Annotated in this window: 17 protein-coding genes; 10 read left to right on the forward strand and 7 right to left on the reverse strand. The window is 68.0% G+C overall.

All coding sequences use genetic code 11. The annotated features are described in order from the left end of the window. Positions 1 to 403 precede the first annotated feature (403 nt). Entirely contained in the window at positions 404 to 2,062 is a 1,659-nt protein-coding gene (locus HWX62_RS10685) for a S8 family peptidase (protein WP_175928627.1), read from the reverse strand. A gap of 420 nt (positions 2,063 to 2,482) precedes the next feature. On the opposite strand from HWX62_RS10685, the gene HWX62_RS10690 reads away from it, so the two are divergent. The 5 genes from HWX62_RS10690 to HWX62_RS10710 all read left to right on the forward strand — a co-directional run bounded on the left by HWX62_RS10690 (position 2,483) and on the right by HWX62_RS10710 (position 8,129). Continuing rightward, entirely contained in the window at positions 2,483 to 3,379 is an 897-nt protein-coding gene (locus tag HWX62_RS10690) for a glutamate/aspartate ABC transporter substrate-binding protein (RefSeq protein ID WP_175928626.1), read from the forward strand. A 495-nt stretch (positions 3,380 to 3,874) separates the two neighbouring features. After that, on the forward strand, positions 3,875 to 4,717 hold the full coding sequence (locus HWX62_RS10695; protein WP_175928625.1) for an ABC transporter substrate-binding protein: 843 nt from the start codon (positions 3,875 to 3,877) through the stop codon (positions 4,715 to 4,717). Between the two features lie 88 nt (positions 4,718 to 4,805). Then, the gene (locus HWX62_RS10700; RefSeq protein ID WP_175928624.1) at positions 4,806 to 6,308 is read left to right on the forward strand and encodes an amino acid ABC transporter permease/ATP-binding protein; all 1,503 of its coding nucleotides are present in this window, start codon (positions 4,806 to 4,808) and stop codon (positions 6,306 to 6,308) included. A 23-nt stretch (positions 6,309 to 6,331) separates the two neighbouring features. Beyond that, entirely contained in the window at positions 6,332 to 7,669 is a 1,338-nt protein-coding gene (locus HWX62_RS10705; RefSeq protein ID WP_175928623.1) for an amidase family protein, read from the forward strand. A 61-nt stretch (positions 7,670 to 7,730) separates the two neighbouring features. Then, a complete protein-coding gene (locus HWX62_RS10710) occupies positions 7,731 to 8,129 on the forward strand; it encodes an ectoine synthase (protein ID WP_175928622.1) in 399 nt (132 codons plus the stop codon). 66 nt (positions 8,130 to 8,195) lie between these two features. Here HWX62_RS10710 and HWX62_RS10715 read toward each other — a convergent pair whose 3' ends face one another. The 3 genes from HWX62_RS10715 to HWX62_RS10725 all read right to left on the reverse strand — a co-directional run bounded on the left by HWX62_RS10715 (position 8,196) and on the right by HWX62_RS10725 (position 10,640). After that, complete coding sequence (locus HWX62_RS10715; RefSeq protein WP_175928621.1) at positions 8,196 to 8,870, reverse strand: GntR family transcriptional regulator; 675 nt, start codon at positions 8,868 to 8,870, stop codon at positions 8,196 to 8,198. An 85-nt stretch (positions 8,871 to 8,955) separates the two neighbouring features. Beyond that, entirely contained in the window at positions 8,956 to 9,816 is an 861-nt protein-coding gene (locus HWX62_RS10720) for a DUF1989 domain-containing protein (RefSeq protein ID WP_175928620.1), read from the reverse strand. A gap of 290 nt (positions 9,817 to 10,106) precedes the next feature. Beyond that, on the reverse strand, positions 10,107 to 10,640 hold the full coding sequence (locus HWX62_RS10725) for a hypothetical protein (protein WP_175928619.1): 534 nt from the start codon (positions 10,638 to 10,640) through the stop codon (positions 10,107 to 10,109). Positions 10,641 to 10,934: 294 nt separating this feature from the next. On the opposite strand from HWX62_RS10725, the gene HWX62_RS10730 reads away from it, so the two are divergent. Continuing rightward, complete coding sequence (locus HWX62_RS10730) at positions 10,935 to 12,182, forward strand: multidrug effflux MFS transporter (protein ID WP_175928618.1); 1,248 nt, start codon at positions 10,935 to 10,937, stop codon at positions 12,180 to 12,182. A 21-nt stretch (positions 12,183 to 12,203) separates the two neighbouring features. Next, positions 12,204 to 12,725: a GNAT family protein gene (locus HWX62_RS10735; RefSeq protein WP_175928617.1), complete on the forward strand. Its 522-nt coding sequence runs from the start codon at positions 12,204 to 12,206 to the stop codon at positions 12,723 to 12,725. A gap of 29 nt (positions 12,726 to 12,754) precedes the next feature. Here HWX62_RS10735 and HWX62_RS10740 read toward each other — a convergent pair whose 3' ends face one another. From HWX62_RS10740 to HWX62_RS10750, 3 genes are all read right to left on the reverse strand, one after another. Continuing rightward, complete coding sequence (locus HWX62_RS10740; protein WP_175928616.1) at positions 12,755 to 13,444, reverse strand: hypothetical protein; 690 nt, start codon at positions 13,442 to 13,444, stop codon at positions 12,755 to 12,757. Positions 13,445 to 13,548: 104 nt separating this feature from the next. Beyond that, positions 13,549 to 15,813: a penicillin-binding protein 1C gene (gene pbpC, locus HWX62_RS10745; RefSeq protein WP_175928615.1), complete on the reverse strand. Its 2,265-nt coding sequence runs from the start codon at positions 15,811 to 15,813 to the stop codon at positions 13,549 to 13,551. Between the two features lie 10 nt (positions 15,814 to 15,823). After that, positions 15,824 to 21,874, reverse strand: a complete 6,051-nt coding sequence (locus HWX62_RS10750) for an MG2 domain-containing protein (RefSeq protein ID WP_175928614.1) — start codon at positions 21,872 to 21,874, stop codon at positions 15,824 to 15,826. Between the two features lie 304 nt (positions 21,875 to 22,178). On the opposite strand from HWX62_RS10750, the gene HWX62_RS10755 reads away from it, so the two are divergent. The 3 genes from HWX62_RS10755 to HWX62_RS10765 are packed head-to-tail and all read left to right on the forward strand — an operon-like array spanning position 22,179 to position 25,584. Then, on the forward strand, positions 22,179 to 22,685 hold the full coding sequence (locus HWX62_RS10755; RefSeq protein ID WP_175928613.1) for a sugar dehydrogenase complex small subunit: 507 nt from the start codon (positions 22,179 to 22,181) through the stop codon (positions 22,683 to 22,685). Next, complete coding sequence (locus tag HWX62_RS10760; protein WP_175928612.1) at positions 22,685 to 24,304, forward strand: GMC family oxidoreductase; 1,620 nt, start codon at positions 22,685 to 22,687, stop codon at positions 24,302 to 24,304. The genes HWX62_RS10755 and HWX62_RS10760 overlap by 1 nt, the downstream gene beginning before the upstream one ends. Before the next feature lie 2 nt (positions 24,305 to 24,306). Continuing rightward, positions 24,307 to 25,584 carry a cytochrome c gene (locus tag HWX62_RS10765; protein WP_175928611.1) on the forward strand — a complete coding sequence of 426 codons (1,278 nt, stop codon included), beginning with the start codon at positions 24,307 to 24,309 and terminating at the stop codon, positions 25,582 to 25,584. Positions 25,585 to 25,755 lie beyond the last annotated feature (171 nt).

Genomic DNA, 25,755 nt, shown 5'->3' on the forward strand with positions numbered 1-25,755 from the left:
GCCGCGCGCAACACGAACGCACACGCGCGACGGCGCGTCGCGTGCATTCGACAACATCGAAAATTCGGCGGGAGATCTGGCCCGTGGTCAGGCCGGAAGGACGCCGCATCCTGCTTCCCGGGATGCGGCAGAAGACGAGGCTCTGCGCGTTTTCCTCAGGCAGCAGTCAAGTTGGTGACGTACCAACTACAACTCGCATCGGTGTTCACAGAACACTCCATGTAACTAGACGGGGGCGATGGTAATGGCTCGCCGTGCGAAGCGTCAACCTTTTTGTCAGGCGTTATTTCGAGATGCTTGATCGAGCCGGTGCGTGGTCGCAAGCGTGCCTCGCAGCCCGCAAGGAAACAGCCGCGCGCATGCCGACATGGCATGCGCGCGGCCGCGTCGAACGAAGCGACGGTTACTGGTTCGCCTTCGCGACGGCGGCCCCTGCATCGAGGATGCCCGAGCCTGCCGGCATCGCGGTGCACGACGTGCCGGCCGCGAGCTTTGCCGCACGCGTGCCGCCTTGCAGCTTCTGCAGGATCTGCGCAGGCGTGAGGTTGCCGTTGACCGACAGCATCAGCGCGGCGGCCCCCGTCACCTGCGGCGTCGCGAGGCTGGTGCCGTTCGCGACGTCATAGGTGTCCGAGCCCGGCGTCGTCGCGCCGGCGTTGGACGTCGACAGGATGTTGACGCCCGGTGCGCTCAGCGCGACATCGGCGCCGAAGTTGCTGAACGATGCGCGGCGGCCCGTCGCGTCGGTCGCGCCGACGGTGATCACGCCGCGGCAGTTCGCGGGCTGGTCGAGCCCGGTCGACAGGCCGTCGTTGCCGGCCGCGACGACCACGGTCACGCCTTTCGCGGTCACGTCGTCGATTGCCTGCTGGAACGTCGTGCTGCATGCGCCGACGCCGCCGAGGCTCAGGTTGATGATCTTCGCGGGGTTCGGGTTGTTCGGCACGCCATTGACGGGGATGCCGGCCGCCCAGCGCATGCCGTCGGCGATGTCGCTCGTCACGCCGCCGCACTTGCCGAGCACGCGCACCGGCAGGATCCGGCTGAGCCACGATACGCCGGCGACACCGGTGCCGTTGTTGGCGGTCGCGCCGATCACGCCCATCACGCGCGTGCCGTGCCAGCTGCTGTTGCTCGGCTGGCTTGCGCAGTGATAGTACGGGCCGTTGGCGTTGTCGAGTTCCTGCTGCGTGACCCAGTCGCCCGGATCGGTGGCGTCCGGGCCGCGCGTCAATCCGTTGTTGCTGGTGTTGACGTTACTGATGAAGCTGTAGCCTTGCTGTATCAGATTGCCGACGAGGTCGCCGTGCGGCCGGTAGCCGGTGTCGAGCACGGCCGTGACGACGGTCGGCGAACCCTTGGTGACGTTCCATGCGGGCGGCATGTCGATGCCGGCGGACGGGTCGGACAGGTACCACTGCTGGTTGTAGAGCGGGTCGCTCGGCGTGTCGCGAATCTGCATCGGGTGATCCGGTTCCGCGTAGTCGACATCGCTGTCGGCCGCGAACGCCTGCGCAAGCGCGGCGGCGTCGGTGGCGGCCATGCGCTGGCCGAGCGACAGCACGGCCGCGCCGTTCGAGATCGTCCGCTCGACCTGCACGTTCACCGGCGTTTGCGCGACGGTGCTCGCGTACGCGCGTGCGCTGCCGGCCACCGGGGCCGTCCAGCGCGTCATCGCGCGCTGGATCACCGCGTCGAGTCGCGAGCCGGTGTCGACGGCGGCCATCGCGCGCGTGGCCGTCAGCGTCTTCAGCTTGACGATGAGGTGATCGACCGGCGGCTCGACCGGTGCGGTTTGCGCGGCCATCTGCACGGCGGCTTGCTGCGACGTGCATGCATTCGTGCCGGACGACGCCGGCGGGTTCGACGGTGCGGGTGCGGGCGCCGGCGCAGGAGCGGGCGCCGGCGCCGGCGACGCGTTGGACGAAGACGGGTTGCTGCCGTCGCCGCCGCCTCCGCCGCAACCGGCGAGGGGCAGGAGGGCGGCGGCGGACAGCATGCCGGCGAGCATGCGCGCATGTGCGGGGCGCGCCAGCGCGAAATTGAAACGCTTGGTTCTCATGTTGAAACTCGATCCTCGTAGATGACCGTCGTGCCGGCGGTGGCGCCGGTCCGGCCGAGCCGGACCTTGTGTTTTTGTCTGACGGTTGCAGCAGGTTGCTGCGACGCGCCATGCACTGGGTAACGGCGTGCGCGGCGGCTTCTTGAGTGCGTTTCACGAGAAAAACGGGGGGTGCCGCAAACGATTACGTTGCTGCGTTGCGGCATGAACGCGCGTTTGGAACGACTGGCACAGACGGGCGGCCGAGTGCACGCGCGGCCGGTCGGGCGAAACGGGGCGCGCGAGCCGGTTTGCGCGGCACGGAAAAGATCTTTCGGGGATCGGGCCGCGGCGGCACGTTGCTTACGCTTGCCCTGATGTGACGCGAATATTGTCGGGCGTACGATCGCGGTTCGCTCAACGTTTCGTCAGGAGACAAGCATGGATCGCCGTTTCCGTTGGCTCGCTGTCGCGCTCGCGTGCGCGCTGGCCGGCACCGCGCACGCGCAGGCCCTTACCGGTACGCTGAAGAAGATCAAGGACACGGGCGTCGTGTCGCTGGGTATTCGCGAGTCGTCGGTGCCGTTTTCGTATTCGGACAACCAGCAGAAGAACATCGGCTATTCGCGGGACATCGCGTCGCGCATCATCGACCAGCTGAGGACGGATCTGAACCTGCCGAACCTCGCCGTGAAGGAAATCCCGATCACGTCGCAGAACCGCATTCCGCTGCTGCAGAACGGGACGATCGACTTCGAATGCGGATCGACGACGAACACGCTCGAACGGCAAAAGCAGGCCGCGTTCTCGAACAGCATCTTTCTGTACGGCATCCGCTTCAGCACGCGCAAGGATTCGGGCGTGAAGGACTTTGCGGACCTGGCCGGCAAGACGGTCGCGACGACGGCCGGCACGTCGGACGAGCGCCTGCTGCGCAAGCTCAACGAAGAGAAGGCGATGAACATGACGATCATCAGCGCGAAGGACCACGCCGAAGCGTTCATGAACGTCACGACGGGCCGCGCGGTGGCGTTCGTGATGGACGAGCCGCTGCTGTACGGCGAAATCGCGAAGGACCGCAACCCCGGTGCGTACACGGTCGCGGGCACGCCGCTCGTTCACGAAAACTATGCGTGCATGATGCGCAGGGACGATCCGGCGTTCAAGCGTGTCGTCGACGGGGTGATCGCGAAGATGCAGACTTCGGGCGCGGCCGAGAAACTGTACGACCAGTGGTTCATGCAGCCGATTCCGCCGAAAGGCGTGAGCCTCAACTATCCGCTGTCGCCGGAGATGAAGCAGCTGTTCAAGAATCCGACCGACCAGGCGCAGTATTGATCGACGCGCCGTGATGGCATCGCGCCTCAAATAAAAAACCGCCGGCAACGTGCCGGCGGTTTCGCTTTGCTACGCCGGATGCCCGAATCCCGCTCGCCGCCCGATCTGCGAAGCAGTACCGCCGGCGGCGGCGAACCCGCTCGGCGCTGTTCGTGCCGGATGCCGAAATCCGCCTCATGCTTCCCGCGGGCCGCATCGTGCCCGCGGCGGCGCAACGCGACGGCCCGCCCTGGGCTTCGTCTCCGCAAGTTCGTTTCTCCTTTTTTCTGACCCGTTCCGCGCGCCGGACTGCCGGATGCGCGTGCACGCCGGTGGCGCGTCCGCTGACGCCATGTGCCGCGTAAACCCGAATTCAGATTTCAATTTGAACTGGTCAGAATCGGCCGAAATTGTTCAACAATTTTCGACGGAAAATCCCGGGAAGCCGCACAGGGCGGCGTGCGGGAGGCGTTGTGACGTTTCAGCGCGAGCGTCGAATAACCCAGGAGCCTCGCCATGTTTGCTCGTCTTTCGCTTCGACGTTTCCTGCGCGGCGCGCTCGCGCCGCTGGCCTTCGCGTGCTCGCTCGCAGCGGCGGCGCCGCTGCAGACGGTGCGGCCCGGCACGCTGCTGGTGGGCTCGGATCTCACGTATCCGCCCTACGCGTACCTGGACGCCGGCAAGCCCGCCGGGTTCGACGCCGAGTTCTCGCGGATGCTGGCGCAGCATCTGAAGCTGGACCCGGTGTTTCTCGATACGCGTTTTCCGGACCTCATCCTCGGGATGAAGGCGCGCCGCTTCGACGTCGTCGCGTCCGCGCTCTATGTGACGCCCGATCGCGTGAAGCAGGTCGATTTCGTGCCGTACCTGAAGACGGGCGCGTCGCTGGTCGTCGCAAAAGGCAGCGCATTCCTGCCGAAGACGCCGCAGGACCTGTGCGGCAAACGGGTCGGCTCGATCAAGGGCGCGTCGTGGACGCCGAAGCTGCGCGCGGTCTCGCAGGACGCCTGCAAGGCGGCCGGGCTCGGCGAGATCGCGATCCTCGAGTTCCCGACGTCGCCGGAAGCGACGTCCGCGCTGATGGCGAAGGCGGTCGACGTGCAGATCGAGGACGCGGCCGTGGCGCAGGGGATGACGAAGCAGACGAACGGGCGCATCGAAATCAGTTCGACGACGCTGCTGTACCCGGTCGTGATCGGGCTGGGCGTGACGAAGGGCGACAGCGGCCTGCAGGCTGCGCTCGAGGGTGCGCTGAACGATGCGAAGCGCAGCGGCGAATACGGCAGTCTCGTGAAGAAATACGGGTTGCAGGCGCCCACACCGGCCGACGTCGCCGGTGCGCTGGGCGCCGCGAAGTAATCACGCAGCAGGGACGACGCACGCACGACCCGACCATCGCGTGCCGCGCAGCGCGGCCGCATCGCCCTTCGGGGTTCAGGAGTCTTCGATGCAGTTCGATTGGCACTATGCGTTGCAATTGTTGTGGGACAGGGATTTCTGGCATGCGTGCGTCGTGGTCGTCGAGCTCAGCGTCGCCGCGTGGGGGCTCGGCGTGTTGCTCGGATTTCCGGTGGCGCTCGCGCGGCAGTCGCACCGGCCGTTGCTGAAGCGCGCGGCGGCCGGGTACATCTGGTTTTTCCGCAGCCTGCCGCTGCTCGTGCTGCTGGTCTTCATCTACAACCTCCCGCAGGTCGTTCCCGCGACCAGCGCGGTGCTGTCCGATCCGTTCACGGCCGGCCTCATCGCGATGGTGCTGAGCGAAACCGCGTATTTCGCGGAAATCCATCGCGGCGGGATCCTGTCGGTGCCGCGCGGGCAGCTCGAGGCCGGCCGTGCGCTCGGCATCCGTTTTACCGGCATCCAGCGGCTGATCGTGATGCCGCAGGCGATCCGCATCGCGCTGCCGGCGCTTGCGAACGAGTTCATCACGATCGTCAAGCTCACGTCGCTGGTGTCCGTGATATCGCTCGCCGAGATCCTGCTCGTCGGACAGCGGCTCTACACGCAGAACTTCCTCGTGTTCGAAACGATGCTGGCCGTCGCCTTCTACTACGTGCTGATCGTCACGGTGTTCAGCCGGCTGCTCGGCTATCTCGAGCGGCACCTCGACGTCAGCCGACGCACACCCGTGCAGTCAGGCCACGCGAATCTCGACCTGCCGCTGTCGGTGCCCGCCATCGCGCCCAGGCAGCGGGCAAGCGCGGAATTCGCGCTGCGCGTGAAAGGTGTGCAGCAGCGCTACGGCCGCCACGAGGTGCTGAAGGACATTCATCTCGACGTGGCGCCCGGGCAGGTCGTGTCGATCATCGGCCCGTCCGGTTCCGGCAAGACCTCGCTGATCCGCACCATCAACGGCCTCGCGCCGGTGAATGCCGGCGAGATCGACCTGTACGGCGTATCGTTCATCCGCGCGTCCGGTTCGCATCCGCCGCGCGTGCCGCACGAGCGCATCCTGGATATCGGCATGGTGTTCCAGAGCTTCAACCTGTTCCCGCATCGCACCGCGCTGCAGAACGTGATGATGGCGCCGTGCTATCACCGGCAGGCCGATACGGCGGCGGTCCGGCTGCAGGCGCTGTCGCTGCTGTCGAAGGTCGGGATGCTCGAGCATGCGAACAAGTATCCGCACCAGTTGTCGGGCGGCCAGCAGCAGCGTGTCGCGATTGCGCGCGCGCTCGCGACGCGGCCGTCGATCATGCTGTTCGACGAGCCGACATCGGCGCTCGATCCCGAACTCGTCGGTGAAGTGCTGAAGGTCGTCGAGACCCTGGCGGCAGAAGGGATGACGATGATCATCGTGACCCACGAAATGAATTTCGCGTTCAAGGTGTCCGACCGCATCGTGTTCATGGAGAACGGACGCATCCTGTACGACGTGCCGCCGGAGCGGATTCGCGGCAGCTCGGATGCGCGCGTGAAGGATTTTCTGAAGCACGTTCACTTCGCATGACGAACCACCGGATCGGAGCAGGAATGGACCCGACGACTTTCCGGCTGCCCGACAGGCACGAGCCTGCGTGTGCCGAGCACCTGCTCGCCTGTCTGGAACGCGCGGACGCGTATCCCTTCGACATCGGAACGGCATGGCTCGCGCGCCGTGATGAAGCGGCGATCGCGGAAGCGCGGAGATGGGATGCGTCGCCGCGCGGGGCGATCGCAGCACCGTTGGCCGGCACCGTGCTGACGGTGAAGGCCTGCTTCGATTGCGAAGGCTGGGTCACGCACGCCGGGTCGCGCGTGCTGGCCGATGCGCCCCCGGCACGAACCGATGCTGCGCTGGTGTCGGCGCTGCGCCGTGCCGGTGCGGTGCTGATTGCGCAGACCGCGATGACCGAGTTCGCATATGGCGCGCTCGGCGTGAACCGCGCGTACGGGACGCCGGCGACACCGCTCGATGCACGGCGCGAGCGGGTCGCAGGAGGCTCGAGTTCGGGCGCGGCGGTGTCGGTGGCGCTCGGTGCTGCGGACCTGGCGGTGGGCTCCGATACGAGCGGTTCCGCGCGCATTCCGGCGGCATTTTGCGGGGTGACCGGATTCAAACCGTCGCGCGGACGCTATGCAACCGGCGGCATGCAGTTTCTGTCGACCACCTTCGACGTACCGGGCTTGCTGGCCGCGACGGTCGGCCTGTGCCGGCGCGCGGACGCCGCGCTGTACGGGCGCGCCGTGCAACGGGCAGCGCCGGCGACCGTTCGCGACTTCACTTTCATCGTGCCCGAGCCATTCGCGGTCGACGATCTCGATCCCGAGGTCGGGCGCGCGTTCGACACATGGTTATCGCGGCTCTCCGCGCACGGTGCGCGCATCCGGCGCAAGCGGCTCGATTGCGTGGCCGAGGCCGGCGCGGTGGCGCGCGCGGGCGGGATCGTCGCCGCGGAAGCGTTCATGCTGCATCGCACGCGTCTCGCAACGGCCGCGGATCGCTACGATCCGTTGGTCGGCCCGCGCATCGCCGCAGGCGAGCACGTGCGCGCGCACGACTATGCGGCGGCTTTGCTGCGTCTCGCCGCGCTGGCCGACACGTACCACACCGAACTGGGCGACGCGGATGCCGTGCTGACGCCGACGGTGCCGATGCTGCCCCCGCGTGTGGCCGATCTGGCCGACGAAGGCGTGTATCTCGCACGGAATGCGCGGGCGTTCAGGCTGACCGAATTCGCGAACCGGCTCGATCTGCCGAGCATCAGTGTGCCGGGCGACTTGCGGAACAGGCAGCCCGTCGGCCTGTTGATCACCGGACGCCGCGGCGGAGACGTGCGGTTGCTCGATGTCGCGGCCGTGGTCGAACGCGCGCTGACCGATTCCGCATGACGCGTTTTCCGGGGGCAGGGCCTGCCTTGCCATTCTTCATCGTCACGATTCAGAGGTGTTCATGATCGTCGTAAGATCGGCCGATATCGCCAATACCGAACGTCACGCCCGCGGACCGGGCTGGGACAGCAAGCGCATGATCGTCAAGCAGGACGGCGTCGGCTACTCCGTCCACGAAACGCGCGTGCATGAAGGCGCGGAACTGCATCTGCATTACAAGAACCACTTCGAGACCAACTACTGCGTGGCCGGAGAAGGCGAGGTGGTCGACACGGCGACCGGCGCCGTGCATCGGATCACACCCGGAACGATCTACGCGCTGAACCTGAACGATCCGCATATCCTGCGCGCGACGCGCGGCGACCTGCATCTCGTGTGCGTGTTCAATCCGCCGCTGACGGGGTGCGAGACGCATCGGGAAGACGGCAGCTACGCGCTTCCGGCCGAACGGCAAGCCTGATCACGCGTGCCGCCGGGCCGCTGCGCGTCGCATCGTGCGGCACGCAGCGGCGTGCGGTGCGCGGATTCAGGCTGCTTCGCGATGGCTGCGCTTGATCGCTTCCACGAGCATCCGTTCGGAATCGTCGAGATAACGAGCCAGCGTGGTGACGGCTTCGCTGCGGCGGTTCTGCGTGAGCAGGTCGTAGATCTGGTAGTCGCGCTGGATCCAGTCGGGCGTTTGCACGCGCTTCTCGTCGGGGTCGGCGGCGAAGACGAGACGCAACTGCGCCGAGATGGTCCGGAAGAATTCGTCGAGCAGCGCCGACTTCTGCAGCGCGACGATGTGCTGGTGAAACCGCAGACTGTGCGTGCCGACGGCCTGCCAGTTTTCCTTGTCGAGTTCTCGCTCGGCCGCGCGAATGGCGGTCTGCATCTTTTCGAGCAGCGCCGGCTGCGCAAGTTCGGCCGTGTTCAGCGCATGCAGTTCAAGCGTGCGGCGCGCGACGTAGAGATCGCGCACGTCCTGGCGATTGAGCGTGCGCACGACGACGCCCTTGTGCCGCACGAACGTGACGAGCCCTTCGCGGCCGAGCTGATGCAGGACTTCGCGAAGCGAGTTGCGCGACGTGTCGTACTCGGCGGCGAGGTCCATCTCGATCAGCGCCGTGCCGGGCGGCAGCTTGCCGCTGATGATGTGTTCGCGCAGTTGATGGCTGATCCGGTCGGCGACCGACTGTCCTCTCGCTTTTTCGCTTGCCATTCCGTTTGTCCGCTCCTCTGCTGATTGTGTGCCGCCGGCGTGGCAGGCCGGCGGCGTTTCGCCATTCTACGGGCTGCGGGCCCGATTACGCCGTCCTGTCGTGCTGCCAGTCGGCCTGCGGCGGCTGCATGCCGTGGTGACCGCGGTACGGCGCGACGGACGGCGACGACCAGCCTTCGAGCAGGCTCGGGTCGAGCCGGTACACCTCGACGCCGAGCGGCCGGCACACGTCGATCGGGTCGCGTGCGTCGGGCCCCCACATCGGCACCGACAGATCGCCGCCGGGGCAGGTCGACATCGCGCACAGCACGTCGATTTCGGCGAAGAATTCGAGGTAATCGCCCGGCTTCGCGGGACACGCCTTCATGAAGTACTTGTCGTCGTCGTTCAGGCCCGTGCACTGGAACACGTTGAGCACGTCGTGCACGTCGAATTCGGTGAGTCCGTACGGCGCGACCGCGCGCACGAGGTTCGAGTGGCAGTGGAAATGAAAATCCTCGCCGGTCAGCAGCTTGTTCACGTACGGGTCGCAGCGCGTGCCGAGCAGGTCGTGCACGCGGCCGCCGTCGCCGTCGACGCCGTAGCCGGCGAGCGTGTCGTCGGTGATCGTGACCATCGGGCGCAGGTACGGTAGCGTCGACCAGAGCCGGTCGAATGTCGTCACGTGCGCGGCCTGCAACTGGCGTGTGCGCGACGCCCACATGCGTTCGCGCGGATTGTGCAGGTTCCAGATGTTGAAGTCGGCGACTTGCGGGCCTTCGAGCGTGACGATCCGGAATACGTGGCCGGCCGGCACCGTCCATGCGAAGCCGCTGCGGATCGGCACGACGTGCGACGCGATCCGTTCGCGCGCGTCCTGGCGCTGGGCGATCGCGGAATAAAAGGCTTTGTCGACGTTCAGGACGGAACCCTTGGTGACCTGGTAGGCGGCGGGATAGTTCGACATGACACGGTACTCTCGGCAAAGGTTGGCAGATGCGGCGATCCGGCTTAAACCCTTGGTGGTGGCCGGTCAGGCGTCAATTCGCATGCTGGATTGTTCAACAATTAACTGGCGCTCCGGCGAGTATAGGGGGAAGGCGGGGAGGTGTGTCAATCGGAGGAAAGTACGGAGGAGCGGGGAGGCGGCATGCGCCGCGTTCGGCGAAACGCCCGGCGCTCCGCAAATAAAAAACCGCCGGCACATGCCGGCGGTTTCGCTTTGCAGCCCGGTCGCTCGTGCGCCGGAAGCGCGCGTCAGGCCTTGATTTCAGGCCCGCGTGCGGCGGGTGCGGCCGGCGTGGCCGGGGCCGCCGAAGGCACCGGCGGCTGCGCCGGTACGATGACGAGCACCGGTTGGGGAACGGCCCACGCCGGCATCGCGAACCCGACGGGCTGCGGCATCGGCATGCCGAACGCGTTGGCGAGCGCGATGTGCTGGAGTGCGATCATCTGCTGCTGCATCGCGACCATCTGGGCCTGTGCCGCCTGCAGCCGGTACTGTGCGGCCTGCATTTGCCGCAACGCCGCCGCGGGCGGCATGCCGCCCGACGACGTCGTCTGCATCTCGAAGCTCGCACCGCCTTGCGGGCTGCGCCAGCTCCACGTGCTGACCTTCATCGGGCCGACCGCCGTCTGGACGACGCGCGTTTCGGCTTTCACGGGCACGGCCTGCCCGTCGACATTGACGAACATCGGTTGAGCGGCCGCCGCCGCGCCGGCCTGTCCGGCGAGGGCGAACACGGGCACCAGCGCCAGCGCGCCCGCCGCCATATACGAACGGAATCGCATCTTCGTATCTCCATCAAACGAGACTGATCGAATCAACAATGACGTGCGGCTCACGGAGTGAGCCATCCGACACAATGCAGCCGTCGGCTTAAATCAACATTAAAACCGCTGAGGGCGCCCCGGTCAGCCCATTCCGGGACGGGCCGCAATCGGCATTCAACCTCGCCCGCGCCAGGGGAATCCTGTCGCCCGGTGCAACAACGGGCACAATACGGAATTCGCCACGACCGCACGCGTGTTCGACGTTCGAACATTGACGGGGCGGCACTGCTGCCCACCTCCTTCCCAGCCGTCATGAACGCCACGCTCACTCCCGCGCGCGAGTCGAATTCGCCGCGCTTCCTGTTGTTCCTGATCTGCCTTTTCGCATCCGCCGGCCAACTCGCGATCGACATCTACGTGCCCGCGCTGCCCGACATGGCGCGCTCGTTCGCGACCACGCCGCAGGCGATTCAGTCGAGCGTGTCCGGCTACATGGCGGCCTACGCACTCGGCCAGCTGATCTTCGGGCCGGTCGCCGACGCGTACGGACGCAAGCGCGTGCTCGCGTTCGGGCTCGTGATCTACACGATCGGCTGCCTGCTGTCGCTGGGCGCGCCGAACCTGGAGACGTTCGTGCTCGCGCGCTGCCTGCAGGGCTTCGGGATCGCGACCACCAACCTGCTGGCGAAGGCGATCATCACCGATTCGTTCTCCGGCCAGGCGTTGATGCACGCGTTCACGTACATGTCGATTGCGTGGGGACTGGCGCCGATCATCGCGCCGGTGATCGGCGCGCACCTGCAGGAATGGTTCGGCTGGCGCGCGTGCCTCGTGTTCCTGCTGGTCTACTCGCTGGCGATGTGGGCGCTGCTGTGGCGCTACCGCGAAACCTTGCCGAAACCGGTGCATCTCGAGCCGCGCACGTTGATCGCGAACACGGGCAAGGTGCTGGCCAGCCCGGTGTTCCAGAGCTGCTTCCTCGCACAGGGGCTGTGCTACAGCATCCTGCTGGTGTTCAACATCGTCGGGCCGTTCATGGTACAGACCACGTTGCACAAGCCGCCGACCTTCTTCGGTTATCTCGCGCTCGGCATCGGCCTCATGTATTTCCTCGGCGGCCTGTCGAACCGGATTCACGGCCGCGGGCTGCCGAGCGCCGAGCAACGGCTGCGCATCGGCGCGCGCGTGATGGCGGGCGCGTCGATCGCGATGCTGGTACTGGCGCTGACCATCGGCCTGCGCGTGTGGACGCTCGCGACGCCGGTGCTCGTGATGGGCTTCTGCGCGGGCGCGATGTACCCGACGCTGATGGCCAAGGGCAACTCGCTGTTTCCGCATATCGCCGGGCTGACGAGCGCGATTCTCGGCTGCGCGCTGCTGCTCGTGTCGTCCGCGATGATGGGCCTCGCCGGCTTCGTGTCGATTCACGTGCTGACGCCGCTGGCGGTGTTCTTCGTCGCGTTGTCGTTCATCGTCGTGTGGATGGTGACGAAGCTGCTGCGGTATCTGTCGCGGCAGCAGGCGGCGCCGGCGGTGTGCGGAAGCGGGGAGGCGGCTTAATTGCCGGCTGTCGAGCGACTCATGAACCGGATCCTGCTGAATCGCGTCGCGCGGACCGACGCCGCCGACCTGATCGCCGGCAACCGCGCGAGCCGGAATCATCATCTGCCGTGGGTCGATTCGTTCATCGATCAGGCCGGGTTCGATCAATGGTTCGCCCGCTGCCTGACGGGGCCGAACGTCGGCTTGGTCGCGCGCGAGCGGGCGTCGGGCGCGGTGGTCGGCGTGGTGAACCTCAACGAGATCGTCGGCGGCGTGTTTCAGAGCGCTTATCTCGGCTATTACGGGATGGTCGACTTCAGCCGCAAGGGGCTGATGACGGATGCGTTGCGCGCGGCGATCGACGTCGCGTTCGGCGAACTCGGGCTGCATCGGCTGGAAGCGAATATCCAGCCCGGCAACCATGCGTCGATCGCGCTGGTGCGACGGCTCGGGTTCAGGCAAGAGGGATTGTCGCCGCGCTATCTGCGCATCGGCGGCGAATGGCGCGACCACGAGCGCTGGGCGTTGCTGGCCGACGACGCGCGCGAAGCGGGCGCCTGACGGTCGATTCCTGTCCAGCCGCGCGGTGCTTACAGCGGATGCGCGGCTCCGGCCTGCTGCAAGAGCGAAACGGCAACCGGGTCCGGCAGTCCGTTCGGATCGATCGCGCCGGCCTTGGCCAGCGCGACGAGATCGCCGTCGACGCCCGGTTGCCCGACCACGAACGACGTGGTCAGGAACGCCGGCGCGGCGAGCGTGACCGCATAGCGCTGCTGCAGGTTCGTCACCACGGCCGATTGCGCGGCCTGCACGGTGTCCGGGCTGTTCATCGCCCGCTGGTAGCGCAGGGTGCCCTGAAAATTGCCGATCAGTCCGGCCGTATTCGTCCCGAGTTGCGCCGCGAGGTAGACCAGCATCAGCTCGGTCTCGGGCGTCGTATTGAAGGTGCCGCCCGCGTAGGCGAGCGAATGCAGGCTCGCGCCGCCCGCCGCCACGGTGATCACGCACGGCAGCGCGGCGTTGAGCGTCGCACGGTAGTTGCCGCCGCCGTCCGTCAGCGTCGTCGCCGAGCCCGCCGCGCAATTGACCGTGACCTGTGCGCTCGCGAGCGGGTCGCCCGTCGCGGCCGTGCCCGACAGCGAGACGGTTTGCGTGTTGTCGTCGAAGCAGACATCGACGCCGAAGCAGGCCTCGCCGTTGCAGGCCTGGAGGGCGGCGAGCGTTGCGACGCACAAGGCGCCCAGCGCGGGGCGGGTGAAGCGTTCGTGGCGGATGTTCATGGTCGCGGGCAATCGGGAGAATGAGGCAACCGGTGCGCGTCGGGGATGCGGCGCTGCTGTCATTCTAGGTCGTGAACCGGGCGAAGGCGAATGCGGCCGGCCGGTCAGTCCGGCTCGCCGGCTCGGGGCTTGCGCGGCGCGGCCGGCTTCGCGAATGCGCCGCGCACCTCGAAGCCGATCGCATCGGCGACGTTGCCGCGCGCATCGACGAGTTCGAGCCGGTGCCGGCCGGGCCACGGCAGCCACGCGATGCGATCGGCGTGCCCGATCACCTTGTCGTCGAGCCGCCACGCGAACTTCGTCGCGCGCCCGGCCGAGCGCTCGAACCAGATCCGCTGGTTCTTCGGCGGAATGTCCGGATCGATCGCGAAGATCGTGCCGTCGGTCGGCGCGCCGATCGTCAGCGGCGCCCGCGCGCCGTCCTTGCCCGGCGTGACGGGCGCCGCGAGCCGGATCGTGTCGACCGCCGTGCCCGCGATGAACCACTCGCTGCGGGCCGGCTCGATGTCGCGCTCGAACGCGATGCGGCGCGTCTCGACGCCGGCCGGCGCACGCGGCGCACGGCTCGGCAGGTCGCGGTGCAGGTAGCCGACGACGGCCGACCACACGGGCGACGCGCCCGTGACGCCCGACACGTCCCACATCGGCGAGCCGTCCGCATTGCCGACCCACACGCCGACCGTATAGCGCGACGTGAAACCGATCGTCCAGTTGTCGCGCATGTCCTTGCTCGTGCCGGTCTTGACCGCCGAGAAAAAGCGCGTCGCGAGCGGGTTGTCGAAGCCGAACGTGCGCACGCGCGCGTTGTTGTCGGCGAGGATGTCGGTCACGACGAAGCTGGCCGCCTCGCTGAACACGCGCGTGCCGGCGTCCGTCCGGGCGGGCGCCGTTGCGCCCGATGCGGGCATCGGTGCCGCGGCCGGCAGGTCGACGACCTGGCGCGCGACGCCGCCGTTCGCGAGCGCGCGGTAGGCGTTGGTCAGCGACAGCAGCGTGACGTCCGCACTGCCGAGCGCGAGGCTGAAGCCGTAGTAATCGCCTTCCTGCGCGAGCGGCAGGCCGAGCGCGGTCAGCGTGCGCGCGAAGCGGTGCGGCGTGACGAGCACGAGCGCGCGCACGGCCGGCACGTTCAACGAGCCGCCGAGCGCGCTGCGCACGCTCACCCAGCCCTTGAAATCCTTGTCGTAGTTCTGCGGAATGTACAGGCCGCCGCCCGCGGCGAGGTTGATCGGCGCATCGTCGAGCAGCGACGCGGCCGTCAGCCGTTTTTCATCGATCGCCTGCGCATAGAGGAACGGCTTGAGCGTCGAGCCGGCCTGGCGCGGCGCGAGCACGGCATCGACGTCGCGCGCGCTCGACAGCGCCCCCGACGAGCCGACCCACGCGCGGATCTCGCCGGTCGCATTGTCGATCACGACCACCGCGCCGTCCTGCACGTTGCGCCGGTGCGCGGGCGCGTTCAGTTCGGTCAGCGCGCGCATCAGCGTGTCGCGCGCGAAGCGCTGCAGCGGCGCATCGAGCGTCGTGCGGACCTGCGCGCCGGCTGCCGGCTTGACCTCGGCCGCGATGCGCCGCGCGAAGTGCGGGGCGAGGGCGGCGCCGTCGTCGCGGACGGTATGGGCCGGGCGTGCGACGACGAGCTGCACGTAGCCGTCGAGCGACGCGCAGGCTTGTTCGGCATGCATGTCGCGCAGGATCCGGCACGCGCGCTCGGCGATCTTCGCGGGGGCCGCGTTGGGCGCCCGCACGAGCGCGGCGGCGATCGCGGCCTCGCGCGCGTCGAGGCCCGACGGCGCCTTGCCGAACAGCACCTGCGACAGCGCGCCGAGCCCGATCGTCTCGCCGCGCAACGGCACCAGGTTCAGGTAGGCCTCGAGGATCTGGTCCTTGCGCCAGCTGCGTTCGAGCCACAGCGCGTTCACGGCCTGCGTGGCCTTCTGCGGCAGCGAGCGCTGGCCCGAGCGGCGCGGCGAATCGCTGAGCAGGCCCGCCAGTTGCATCGTGACGGTCGACGCGCCGCGCGTGCGCTCGTTCCACAGGTTGCCCCACGCGGCGCCGGCAATCCCTCGCCAGTCGACGCCGCTGTGTTCGTAGAAGCGCTTGTCCTCGGATACGACGATCGCCTCGCGGAACGCAGGCGATACGTCGGCGAGGGATACCCAGTCGCCACGCCGTTCCGCAAGGTCGATGCGCGTGCGCTGCAGCGGCGTGCCGTCGCGCGCGAGCAGCACCCAGTCGGAGCTGCGCCAGTTGCGGCGCACGTCGTCGTAGCCGGGCAGCGCATGCGCGACGAGCGGCGCGGCCAGCACGGCGGCGACGAAGATGCGGCCGGCGAAACGCGCCGGCCGCGGCCAAGCCAGATCGGTCATCGCGGTCTCGTCACTTGCCCGCGTCGGCCGGCTTCACGGTCATCGGCGGGTTCGGCCACAGGCCGTACACGGACGGTGCATACAGCGCCTCGACGCGCGTCGGCGGCAATCCGAACGTGCCGACGTTGTTCAGCCGCACCGTGTACTCGACCGAGAATTTGCCCTTCGGCAAATAGTCGTAGTACGCGCGGTAACCGTCGAAGTCGCGCTCGATGAACGCCGGCCACGCGCCGTCCGGCGTTTTCTCGCCCTGCGTCGCGGCTTCGGAATCGCGGCCGAGGCCCGACCCGAGGATCGTCGCACCGGCCGGGATCGGATCGTTGACGGCGACCCACGTCATGTCGCTCTGCGCATCGATGTCGAGATGCACGCGCACGACGTCGCCGCGCGTCAGCACGCCCTTGACGGCCGGCGACACGGGCGTGACGGTCTTCGTGATCCGGTAGCCGGCCGCGAACGGCGCGCGCAGCGGCACGGCCGCGAGGCTTTCGACGGTCGCCCACGGCCGGCCGGTGCCGTCCTGCGTGACGGACAGCGTGGCCGGGCCCTGCGACGCACGCGGCCACGGCATCAATACGCTGCGCGCGGCGGCCGCGCGGGTCGCGGGCGTGGCCGACGCAGGCGTATCGGCGGGCGCGGCCGATGCCGCCTGCGACCACGAGATCGAGCGCTCGTCGCCGCCCAGCGCAACCTTCGTCGCGCCGGCGACCGGCGTGCTCTCGTAGGTCCGCGAGAAGCGCTCGACCGCGAGCAGGCCGAGCGCGTTCGACGTCGTCGTCTGCCATGCGCCCTGGCGTTGCAGCGCGAGCAGGCCGGCCGTCACGCGCGGCATTTCGTCCTTCCATGCCGGATCGCCCGCGAACGCCAGCGCGAGACGCGCGGCGTTGGTCTCGTTGCTGGTCATCAGCCACCACAGGTCGTCGTCGCGCGCGGTCGAGAACACGAGCTGCGTGCCCTGGTACGTCAGGCGCGCCCGCAGGATCTGGTCGACCTGCGCGCGTTTCTCGTCGCGTTGCGGGATGTCCTTCACGCGCGTCAGGATCGCGTGATAGTCGATCAGCGCCGACGTCGGCCACTGGTTCGGCGCGATCTCGATCGAGCCGAGCATGCGGCCCTGCGCGGCGCCGTAGCGCGACAGCGCCTCGATCGCGGCGAGCTTGCGCAGGTCGCGATCCTGGCGCGGCGCCCACGCGTTGCGCTCGAGGCGGCCGTCGACGAAGCGCGCGAGCCCGGCTTCGAGCTGCGTGCGCAGGTCTTCCGGCAGCGCGAAGCGCGGATCGAGACGGCTGGCTTCGTCGGACACCACGAGCAGGTACGACGACAGCGTCGGGCTGCCGTGATGCGAATCGTCGGACGACGGCGGGAAGTAGCTCGCCAGGCCGTCGCTGTCGAGATAGACCGGCATGCGCGCGATCAGCGCCTGCCATTGCGCGGGGTCGCGCAGCCCGATCGCACGCGAGGTCTGCTGTTCGAGGCAGCGGTACGGATAGCGCTCGAACCAGCGCCGCACGCCGGGCAGGCCGTCGGCGAGCTTCGACTGCAGCGACACGGCGATGCCGCCGCGCGGCGCGCCCTGTGCGTTGCTCACCGCGCCGGCCGGGGCCGCCACGGGCACCGTCAGCGTGCCGTCGACCTGCGCGAGCGTCGCCTGCTGGACGGTCACCGGCAGCGCGGGCACGACCTTCTGCGCGACCGCCAGCGCGTCGGACGCGCGCTTGCCGCCTTGCTCGGCCGCCTCGATGCGCCAGTTCAGCGCACCGGCCGCATCGAGCGCCTGCTCGGGCACGGTGAGCGTCCATGCGACTTCGGTGGCCGCGTTCGCCGCCAGCGATACGGTCTGCGGTGCGACGTCGAGGCCCGTCACGCGCGGCGTCACGACGACCTGCATCGCGCGGTCGGTCGTGTTGCGCAGCGTGACCTGCGCGCGGAACGCGTCGCCTTCGCGCACGAGCGGCGGCAGGCCGGAGATCAGCTGCAGATCCTGCGTGCTGCGGATCGACGTGCTGCCCGTGCCGAAGCGGTCCGGGCCGACCGCCGCGATCGCGACGATCCGGAAGCGCGTGAGCGCGTCGTTCAGCGGCACCTCGACGGTGGCGCTGCCGTTGGCGTCCAGCGTCACGCGCGGGTTCCACAGCAGCAGCGTGTCGAACAGCTCGCGGGTCGGCGCGCTGCCGCCCCCGCCGCCGGCCGGCACGGCCTTGCGGCCGAAGTGGCGGCGGCCGACGATTTCCATCTGCGCGGTGGCCGTCTCGACGCCGTACGCGCGCCGGCGCAGCATCGCGTCGAGCAGGTCCCAGCTGTTGTTCGGCATCAGTTCGAGCAGCGCCTCGTCGACGGCCGCGATCGCGATCTGCGTGCCGGCCGGTGCCGGCTGGCCGTTCGGCAGCGTGACCTTCACGTGCGCTTGCGCCTTGCTGCGTACCGTGTAGCGCGTCGCGTCGGTCGTCACGGTCACGCCGAGGCGATGCACGCCCGTGCCGACCTTGATCTCGCCGAGGCCGTAGCGGAACGCGGGCTTCGACAGGTCGACGAACGCGGTCGGCGCCTCATAGTGGCGGCCTTCGCGCCAGAACGCGCGCGCCCATTCGACCGGCGCTTTCCAGCCCCACGTGAAGAACGAGTACCACGGCACCTCGCGAATCCGGCCGCGCAGCGCGAGCACCGACACGTAGACGTTCGGCCCCCACGATTCGCCGACCTTCAGGTCGACGGTCGGGTTCTTGCCGTTCAGCTCGACGATCTGCGTTTCCATGACGCCGCCGCGCTCGACCGCGACCAGCGCGGTCGCGTAGCGGAACGGCATGCGTACCTGGAAGCGGGCGGTTTCGCCCGGTTCGTACGACGTCTTCTCGGGGATCACGTCGATCCGGTCGGTGTTGTCGCCGCCGAACCAGAGTTCGTCCTCGCGCGTGACCCATACCGACGTCGACGCATTCGACGTACGGCCGTCGCCGTCCTTCGCGACCGCGATCAGCTGCACGTTGCCGGCCTGCTCGAGCGTCGCGTCGCACGTCATGCGGCCCTTGTCGTCGGTCTTGCCCGAGCACAGCACGCCGAGGTCGCGCGTATCGCTCTTGTTGTCGTACGCATAGAAGCCGCCGACCATCCGCTTGCGCGACGACGTCGTGATGCGCGCGACGCCCTTGATCTCGAGCGGCACCGACGCGCGCGGCTTGCCCTGCAGGTCGACCGCCAGTGCCTGCACCGGCACGCGCTGGCCGACCGACACCCAGCGGCCGGCCTTGATGCCGGCCACCACCGCGGCCGGCCACAGGATCGTGTCGCCGCGGATCGTCTGCACTTCGCCGTTCGGGTCCGCGAACGTCGCCTCCAGCGCGATGCGCTTCGGTGCGTCGACGTCCGGCAGGCCCTTGAGCGTGACCGAGCCCGCGCCGTTGCGGTCGAGCGTCAGCGGCAGCTTGTCGGCGATCAGCTTGGTCGCGTCGGGATCGTTGCTCGACGCGGACGACGACGCGTTGTCGCCGTCCTGCGCATCGTCGTCGGCGTTGCCGTCGCTCGTGTCGGGGCGATACGGCGTGAAGCTGAAATCCTCGAAACGATCGGCGAACGGCGGCGACGCCCATTTCATCAGTGCCGACACCTGCACCGGCAGGTTCGACGCGCCGCCGCCCGACACGTAGTCGATCTGCACCGCGAGCGGCGCCTCCTTCACGGCGACGAGCGGGCTCTTCTGCGCGTCGCGCGCGCCGATCGAGCCTTTCAGCACCGGCAGGCGGAACGCCTCGACGCGGAAGCTGCCGCTGTAGTAGGTAGCGCTCGGCGCATCTTCCGGGCCGCCTTCGAGTTCGACGCTGTATTCGCCGAGCTTCGCGGCGGCCGGCAGCGTGAACTGCGAATCCGCGCTGTGATCGGCCGCCCACGTGAGCGGCAGCTTGTAGGTCTGGCCGGTGCCGAGATGGCGGATCGTCACGCGCGCCGGGTATTGCGACGGGAACGCGAGGCTCTGCAGCGTTTCGGTACGGATGAAATGCTTCATCGACACGGTTTCGCCGGCGCGCAGCAGCGTGCGGTCGAATACCGTATGCGCGCGCACGGTCGGCGCGCTGTCGGTGTCGGTCGGCACGTTGAAGCGCCACGATTCGATCCCGCGGTTCCAGCCCGAGCTGACGAACGCCATGTCGGGGCCCGTCTTCGGATCGTCGACGCGCGCCGACACGAAGTAGTCGTCGAAGCGCTGCGCCGACGAACTGCACGCGCGCTTCGGCTCGAACGGCCCGTCGATCTTCAGCAGGCCCTGCGCGTCGGTCTTGCCGGCCGCGATCTCGTCGCCGTTGCAGTCCGACACGCGGATCTGCGCGTTCGGCACGGGCTTGCCCTTGTCGAGCGTCGTGACCCACACGAGGTTGTTCTCGCGGCCCTGTTTCAGGTGCACGCCGAGGTTCGTGACGAGCACGGTGGTGCGCACGTACATGCTCGACGGCTTCGCGAGCAGCGAGCGGCCGAGCGCGGGCGACGCGAGTTCGAGCACGTAGAAGCCCGGTTTGTCGATCGGCACGCCGACCACTTCGAACGGGCGCAGCGTCTTCGGGTCGGCCTTCGGCAGCGTCAGCACCTGCGCGCCGGGCTCGCCGGTCAGCAGCGACAGCGAACGCACGTCGATACGGCGGTTCTTCGGCGCGGGCTGCTTTTCGCCGGCCTCGAGCGGCACGTAGACGGGGCGTTGGCCCTTGCGTTCCAGCAGGCCGGGAATCTGGTCGTCGATCGAGCCGGCCGTCATCGACCAGTTGTCGAAGCGATCGACGGTGCGCATCCACTGGCGGATCGCGGTGTCGTTCTCGACCTTCAGGTTCGCGAATTGCGCGCCGCCCGCATTGAGCCCGGCGATATGCAGGTCGGCCTCGACGTTGCGCAGCGTGACGGGCACCAGCGCGGGCGTACCGGGCTCGGCGAAGCGCTCGACGATCCCGAAGGTGCCCGACGAGAATTTCGCGAGCGGCGGCATCGGCGCGGTGCGCGTCGCGAGCGGGAACAGGTCGGCGTTGGACAGCGGGCGGTCGGTCACGTCGCGCAGGCCCGACGGCAGCTCGACGGTCAGGCCGGCCTGCGCGGGCAGCGGCGGGTTGAACGTGACGGTCGTCACTTCCTCGCTGCGATCGTCGGCCGCGAAGGTCGGCGACAGCGAGCCGTCGGGGCCACGCAGCTTGATCGCTTCCGCCTGCTTGCGCGAAATCGGTGCGTTGAACGACAGCGTGACCGGGCGCAGCGGCGTGCAGGGCGCCTTCGCGTTCTCGCGCTCGCACGAGAAGCTCGCGGCGAACGGCGCGCGCACGGTGAAATCGAAGCGCCGTTCGGTGTCGTTCGCGATGCCGCTCGGGCTCGCGACGCCCTTGCCGTACACGAGCTGCATCTTCGCGCTCGCCGGCAGCGCCTGCGAGCACGACAGCGTCAGCACGCGCGCCGCGTCTTTCTTCAGCCCGAAATGATCGAGCAGGGCGTTGCGCGTAGCGTCGTCGGCCGCCGTGACGGGAATGCGGTTGCCGATGCCGGCCGCTTCGCACCAGATGTTCGCGAGCGCCGAGCGCGGCTCGGCCGGGCCGTTCAGCTTCATCACGAAGACCTGCCGCTCCTCGATCTCGCGGGAGCCGGGGCGCACCGACACCGGGAACGGGCCGCCCGTCTGGAACGTGAAGCGGCGCGGGCCGCTCACCGCATTGCCGGCGACCGAGCGCAGCGTGTCGTTGAGCGCGACCGAGCAGCGGACGCCGGGCGGCAGGTCGCTTTCGAAATCGTAAACCCAGGTCTTGTCGTCGAGCCAGTGGCCTTGGCCGCGCGCGGCCGTCGAATCGTTGCAGGTCACGCGCGCCGGATTCGGCGCGGACGCCGAGCCGAAGGCGACCATCGGTTCGTCGAACTTGACGACGCTCTGCCGGACTTCGGTGACGGTGCCTTGCGGCGACACGCTCACCGTGCGCGCCGCGCCCGCATGCAGCGACAGGGCCGCGGCGCCGCCGAGCGCCGCGACGGCGCCGATGCGCCAGAGCAGCCGGGTCGTGTGGTTGGTTCGGTTCGTGTCTTTGTTGTGCTTGTCGCGCTGCTTCATCGCTCGATTGCCCTCGGAGGGAAGCTTTCTGTTTGATTGCACGGGATTCTAACCGACCGTCATGCGTGCGCAGCGCAACGTGTAGTGTGTCGTCGGCACGCGACAAGGGCGTGCTTGCCGCGGATTTGTCGCGTCGACGACACAAAAATGCAGCGAAATTTCGATTGTCTCGGATTGCGGAACATTAAATGGACTATAAAAAGATTGTTTGATCCGCTTTGTGCGCGTACATTGCAGGTCCGCGCCAATGTTTGAGAAATATCAAGCGTGGTTTTCCCGAATCCGGTGTTCGAGAGAAGGAAACATGCACAACGACAACACCCCCCACTCGCGTCGTGACAACGACGCAGCCGCAACCGGCATCACGCGGCGTCAATGGCTGCAGGGCGCACTGGCGCTGACGGCGGCGGGCCTCACCGGCTCGCTGGCGTTGCGGGCCCTGGCCGACGATCCCGGCACCGCGCCGCTCGATACGTTCATGACGCTTTCCGAAGCATTGACCGGCAAGAAAGGGCTGAGCCGCGTGACCGGCCAGCGCTATCTGCAGGCCTTGCAGAAGGGCTCGTTCAAGACGGCCGACAGCCTGCCGCAACTCGCCGGTGCGCTCGCATCCGGCTCGCTGAATCCCGACCAGGAATCGCTCGCGTTGACGATTCTCGGCGCGTGGTATCTCGGCATCGTCGACAACGTCGTGATTACCTACGAGGAAGCATTAATGTTCAGCGTGGTGTCCGATACGCTCGTGATCCCTTCGTATTGCCCCAACAAACCCGGCTTCTGGGCCGAAAAACCGATCGAGAGGCAAGCCTGATGGCCGATACCGATACGCAAAAAGCCGACGTCGTCGTCGTCGGATCGGGTGTCGCCGGCGCGATCGTCGCGCACCAGCTCGCGATGGCGGGCAAGTCCGTGATCCTGCTGGAAGCCGGTCCGCGCATGCCGCGCTGGGAAATCGTCGAGCGCTTTCGCAATCAGCCCGACAAGACCGATTTCATGGCGCCGTACCCGTCGAGCCCGTGGGCCCCGCATCCGGAATACGGCCCGCCGAACGACTACCTGATCCTGAAGGGCGAGCACAAGTTCAACTCGCAGTACATCCGCGCGGTGGGCGGCACGACGTGGCACTGGGCCGCGTCGGCGTGGCGCTTCATCCCGAACGACTTCAAGATGAAGACCGTGTACGGCGTCGGCCGCGACTGGCCAATCCAGTACGACGACCTCGAGCATTACTATCAGCGCGCCGAGGAGGAACTCGGCGTGTGGGGCCCGGGCCCCGAGGAAGACCTGTATTCCCCGCGCAAGCAGGCGTATCCGATGCCGCCGCTGCCGTTGTCGTTCAACGAGCAGACCATCAAGAGCGCGCTCAACGCCCATGATCCGAAGTTCCACGTGGTGACCGAACCCGTCGCGCGCAACAGCCGCCCGTACGACGGCCGGCCGACCTGTTGCGGGAACAACAATTGCATGCCGATCTGCCCGATCGGGGCGATGTACAACGGCATCGTCCACGTCGAGAAGGCCGAGCAGGCCGGCGCGAAGCTGATCGACAGCGCGGTCGTCTACAAGCTCGAAACCGGGCCGGACAAGCGCATCGTCGCCGCGATCTACAAGGACAAGACGGGTGCCGACCATCGCGTCGAGGGCAAGTACTTCGTGCTCGCCGCGAACGGCATCGAGACGCCGAAGATCCTGCTGATGTCCGCGAACCGCGATTTCCCGAACGGTGTCGCCAACAGCTCCGACATGGTCGGCCGCAACCTGATGGACCACCCGGGCACCGGCGTGTCGTTCTACGCGAGCGAGAAGCTGTGGCCGGGCCGCGGCCCGCAGGAGATGACGTCGCTGATCGGTTTTCGCGACGGCCCGTTCCGCGCGACCGAAGCCGCGAAGAAGATCCACCTGTCGAACATGTCGCGCATCAACCAGGAGACGCAGAAGATCTTCAAGGCCGGCAAGCTGATGAAGCACGAGGAGCTCGACGCGCAGATCCGCGACCGTTCCGCGCGCTACGTGCAGTTCGACTGCTTCCACGAAATCCTGCCGCAGCCCGAGAACCGCATCGTGCCGAGCAAGACGGCCACCGACGCGATCGGCATCCCGCGCCCCGAGATCACGTACGCGATCGACGATTACGTGAAGCGCGGCGCCGTGCACACGCGCGAGGTCTACGCGACGGCCGCGAAGGTGCTCGGCGGCACCGACGTCGTGTTCAACGACGAATTCGCGCCGAACAACCACATCACGGGCGCGACGATCATGGGCGCGGATGCGCGCGACTCGGTCGTCGACAAGGACTGCCGCACGTTCGACCATCCGAACCTGTTCATCTCGAGCAGCTCGACGATGCCGACCGTCGGTACGGTGAACGTGACGCTGACGATCGCGGCGCTCGCGCTGCGGATGTCGGACACGCTGAAGAAGGAAGTCTGACCGTGCGGAAATCTACTCTCACCTTCCTCCTCGCCGGGTGCCTCGCGTTGCCGGGCCTCGTGCGCGCGGCCGATTCGGCCGATCCCGCGCAGATCAAGCGCGGCGAATACCTCGCGGTCGCGGGCGACTGCATGGCCTGCCACACCGCGAAGGGCGGCAAGCCGTTCGCGGGCGGCCTAGGCATGCCGGTGCCGATGCTCGGCAAGATCTACACGAGCAACATCACGCCGGATCCCGACACCGGCATCGGCAACTGGACGTTCGACGACTTCGAGCGCGCGGTGCGTCACGGCGTGTCGAAGAACGGCGACAACCTGTATCCGGCGATGCCGTACGTGTCGTACGCGAAGATCAACGACGACGACGTGCAGGCGCTGTACGCATACTTCATGCACGGCGTCGAACCGGTCAAGCAGGCGCCGCCGAAGAACGAGATCCCCGCGCTGCTGAGCATGCGCTGGCCGCTGAAGATCTGGAACTGGCTGTTCCTGAAGGACGGCGTCTACCAGCCGAAGCCGGCGCAGAGCGCCGAGTGGAACCGCGGCGCATATCTCGTGCAGGGCCTCGCGCACTGCAGCACCTGCCACACGCCGCGCGGCATCGCGATGCAGGAGAAGTCGCTCGACGAAACGGGCGGCAGCTTCCTGTCGGGTTCCGTGCTCGCGGGCTGGGACGGCTACAACATCACGTCCGACCCGAACGCGGGGATCGGCGGCTGGACGCAGCAGCAGCTCGTCCAGTACCTGCGCACCGGCAGCGTGCCGGGCCTCGCGCAGGCGGCCGGCCCGATGGCCGAGGCGGTCGAGCACAGCTTCTCGAAGATGACCGAAGCCGACATCGGCGCGATCGCGACGTACATTCGCACCGTGCCGGCCGTCGCCAACGGCGATGCGAAGCAGTCGCGCTCGTCGTGGGGCAAGCCGGCCGAGGATGGCCTGAAGCTGCGCGGCGTCGCGCTTGCGTCGTCGGGGATCGATCCGGCACGGCTGTATCTCGGCAACTGCGCGACCTGCCACCAGATGCAGGGCAAGGGCACGCCGGACGGTTACTACCCGCCGCTGTTCCACAACTCGACGGTCGGCGCGTCGAATCCGACCAACCTCGTGCAGGTGATCCTGAACGGCGTGCAGCGCAAGGCCGGTAGCGAGGATGTCGGGATGCCGGCGTTCCGCCACGAGCTGTCGGATGCGCAGATCGCCGCGCTGACGAACTACCTGACCGGGCAGTTCGGCAATCCGGCCGCGAAGGTGACCGAGCAGGACGTCGCGAAGCTGCGCTGACGCGGCACGCGACGAAGCAGGGCGACAACAGAAAAGAGGAGGAGCACAGCACATCGGGCGGGCCCCGATGCCGGTTGTTGCAGAGCGGGGCGGGCGGCGCGGTTGGTCGCCCGCTCCGGTTCACAGGCAATCCGGTGCGTGCGGTTGCGCGCGCATCGTTTTCGTTGATCG

The sequence above is a fragment of the Burkholderia sp. BCC0506 genome (genome assembly GCF_902833145.1).
Taxonomy (GTDB): Bacteria; Pseudomonadota; Gammaproteobacteria; order Burkholderiales; family Burkholderiaceae; genus Burkholderia.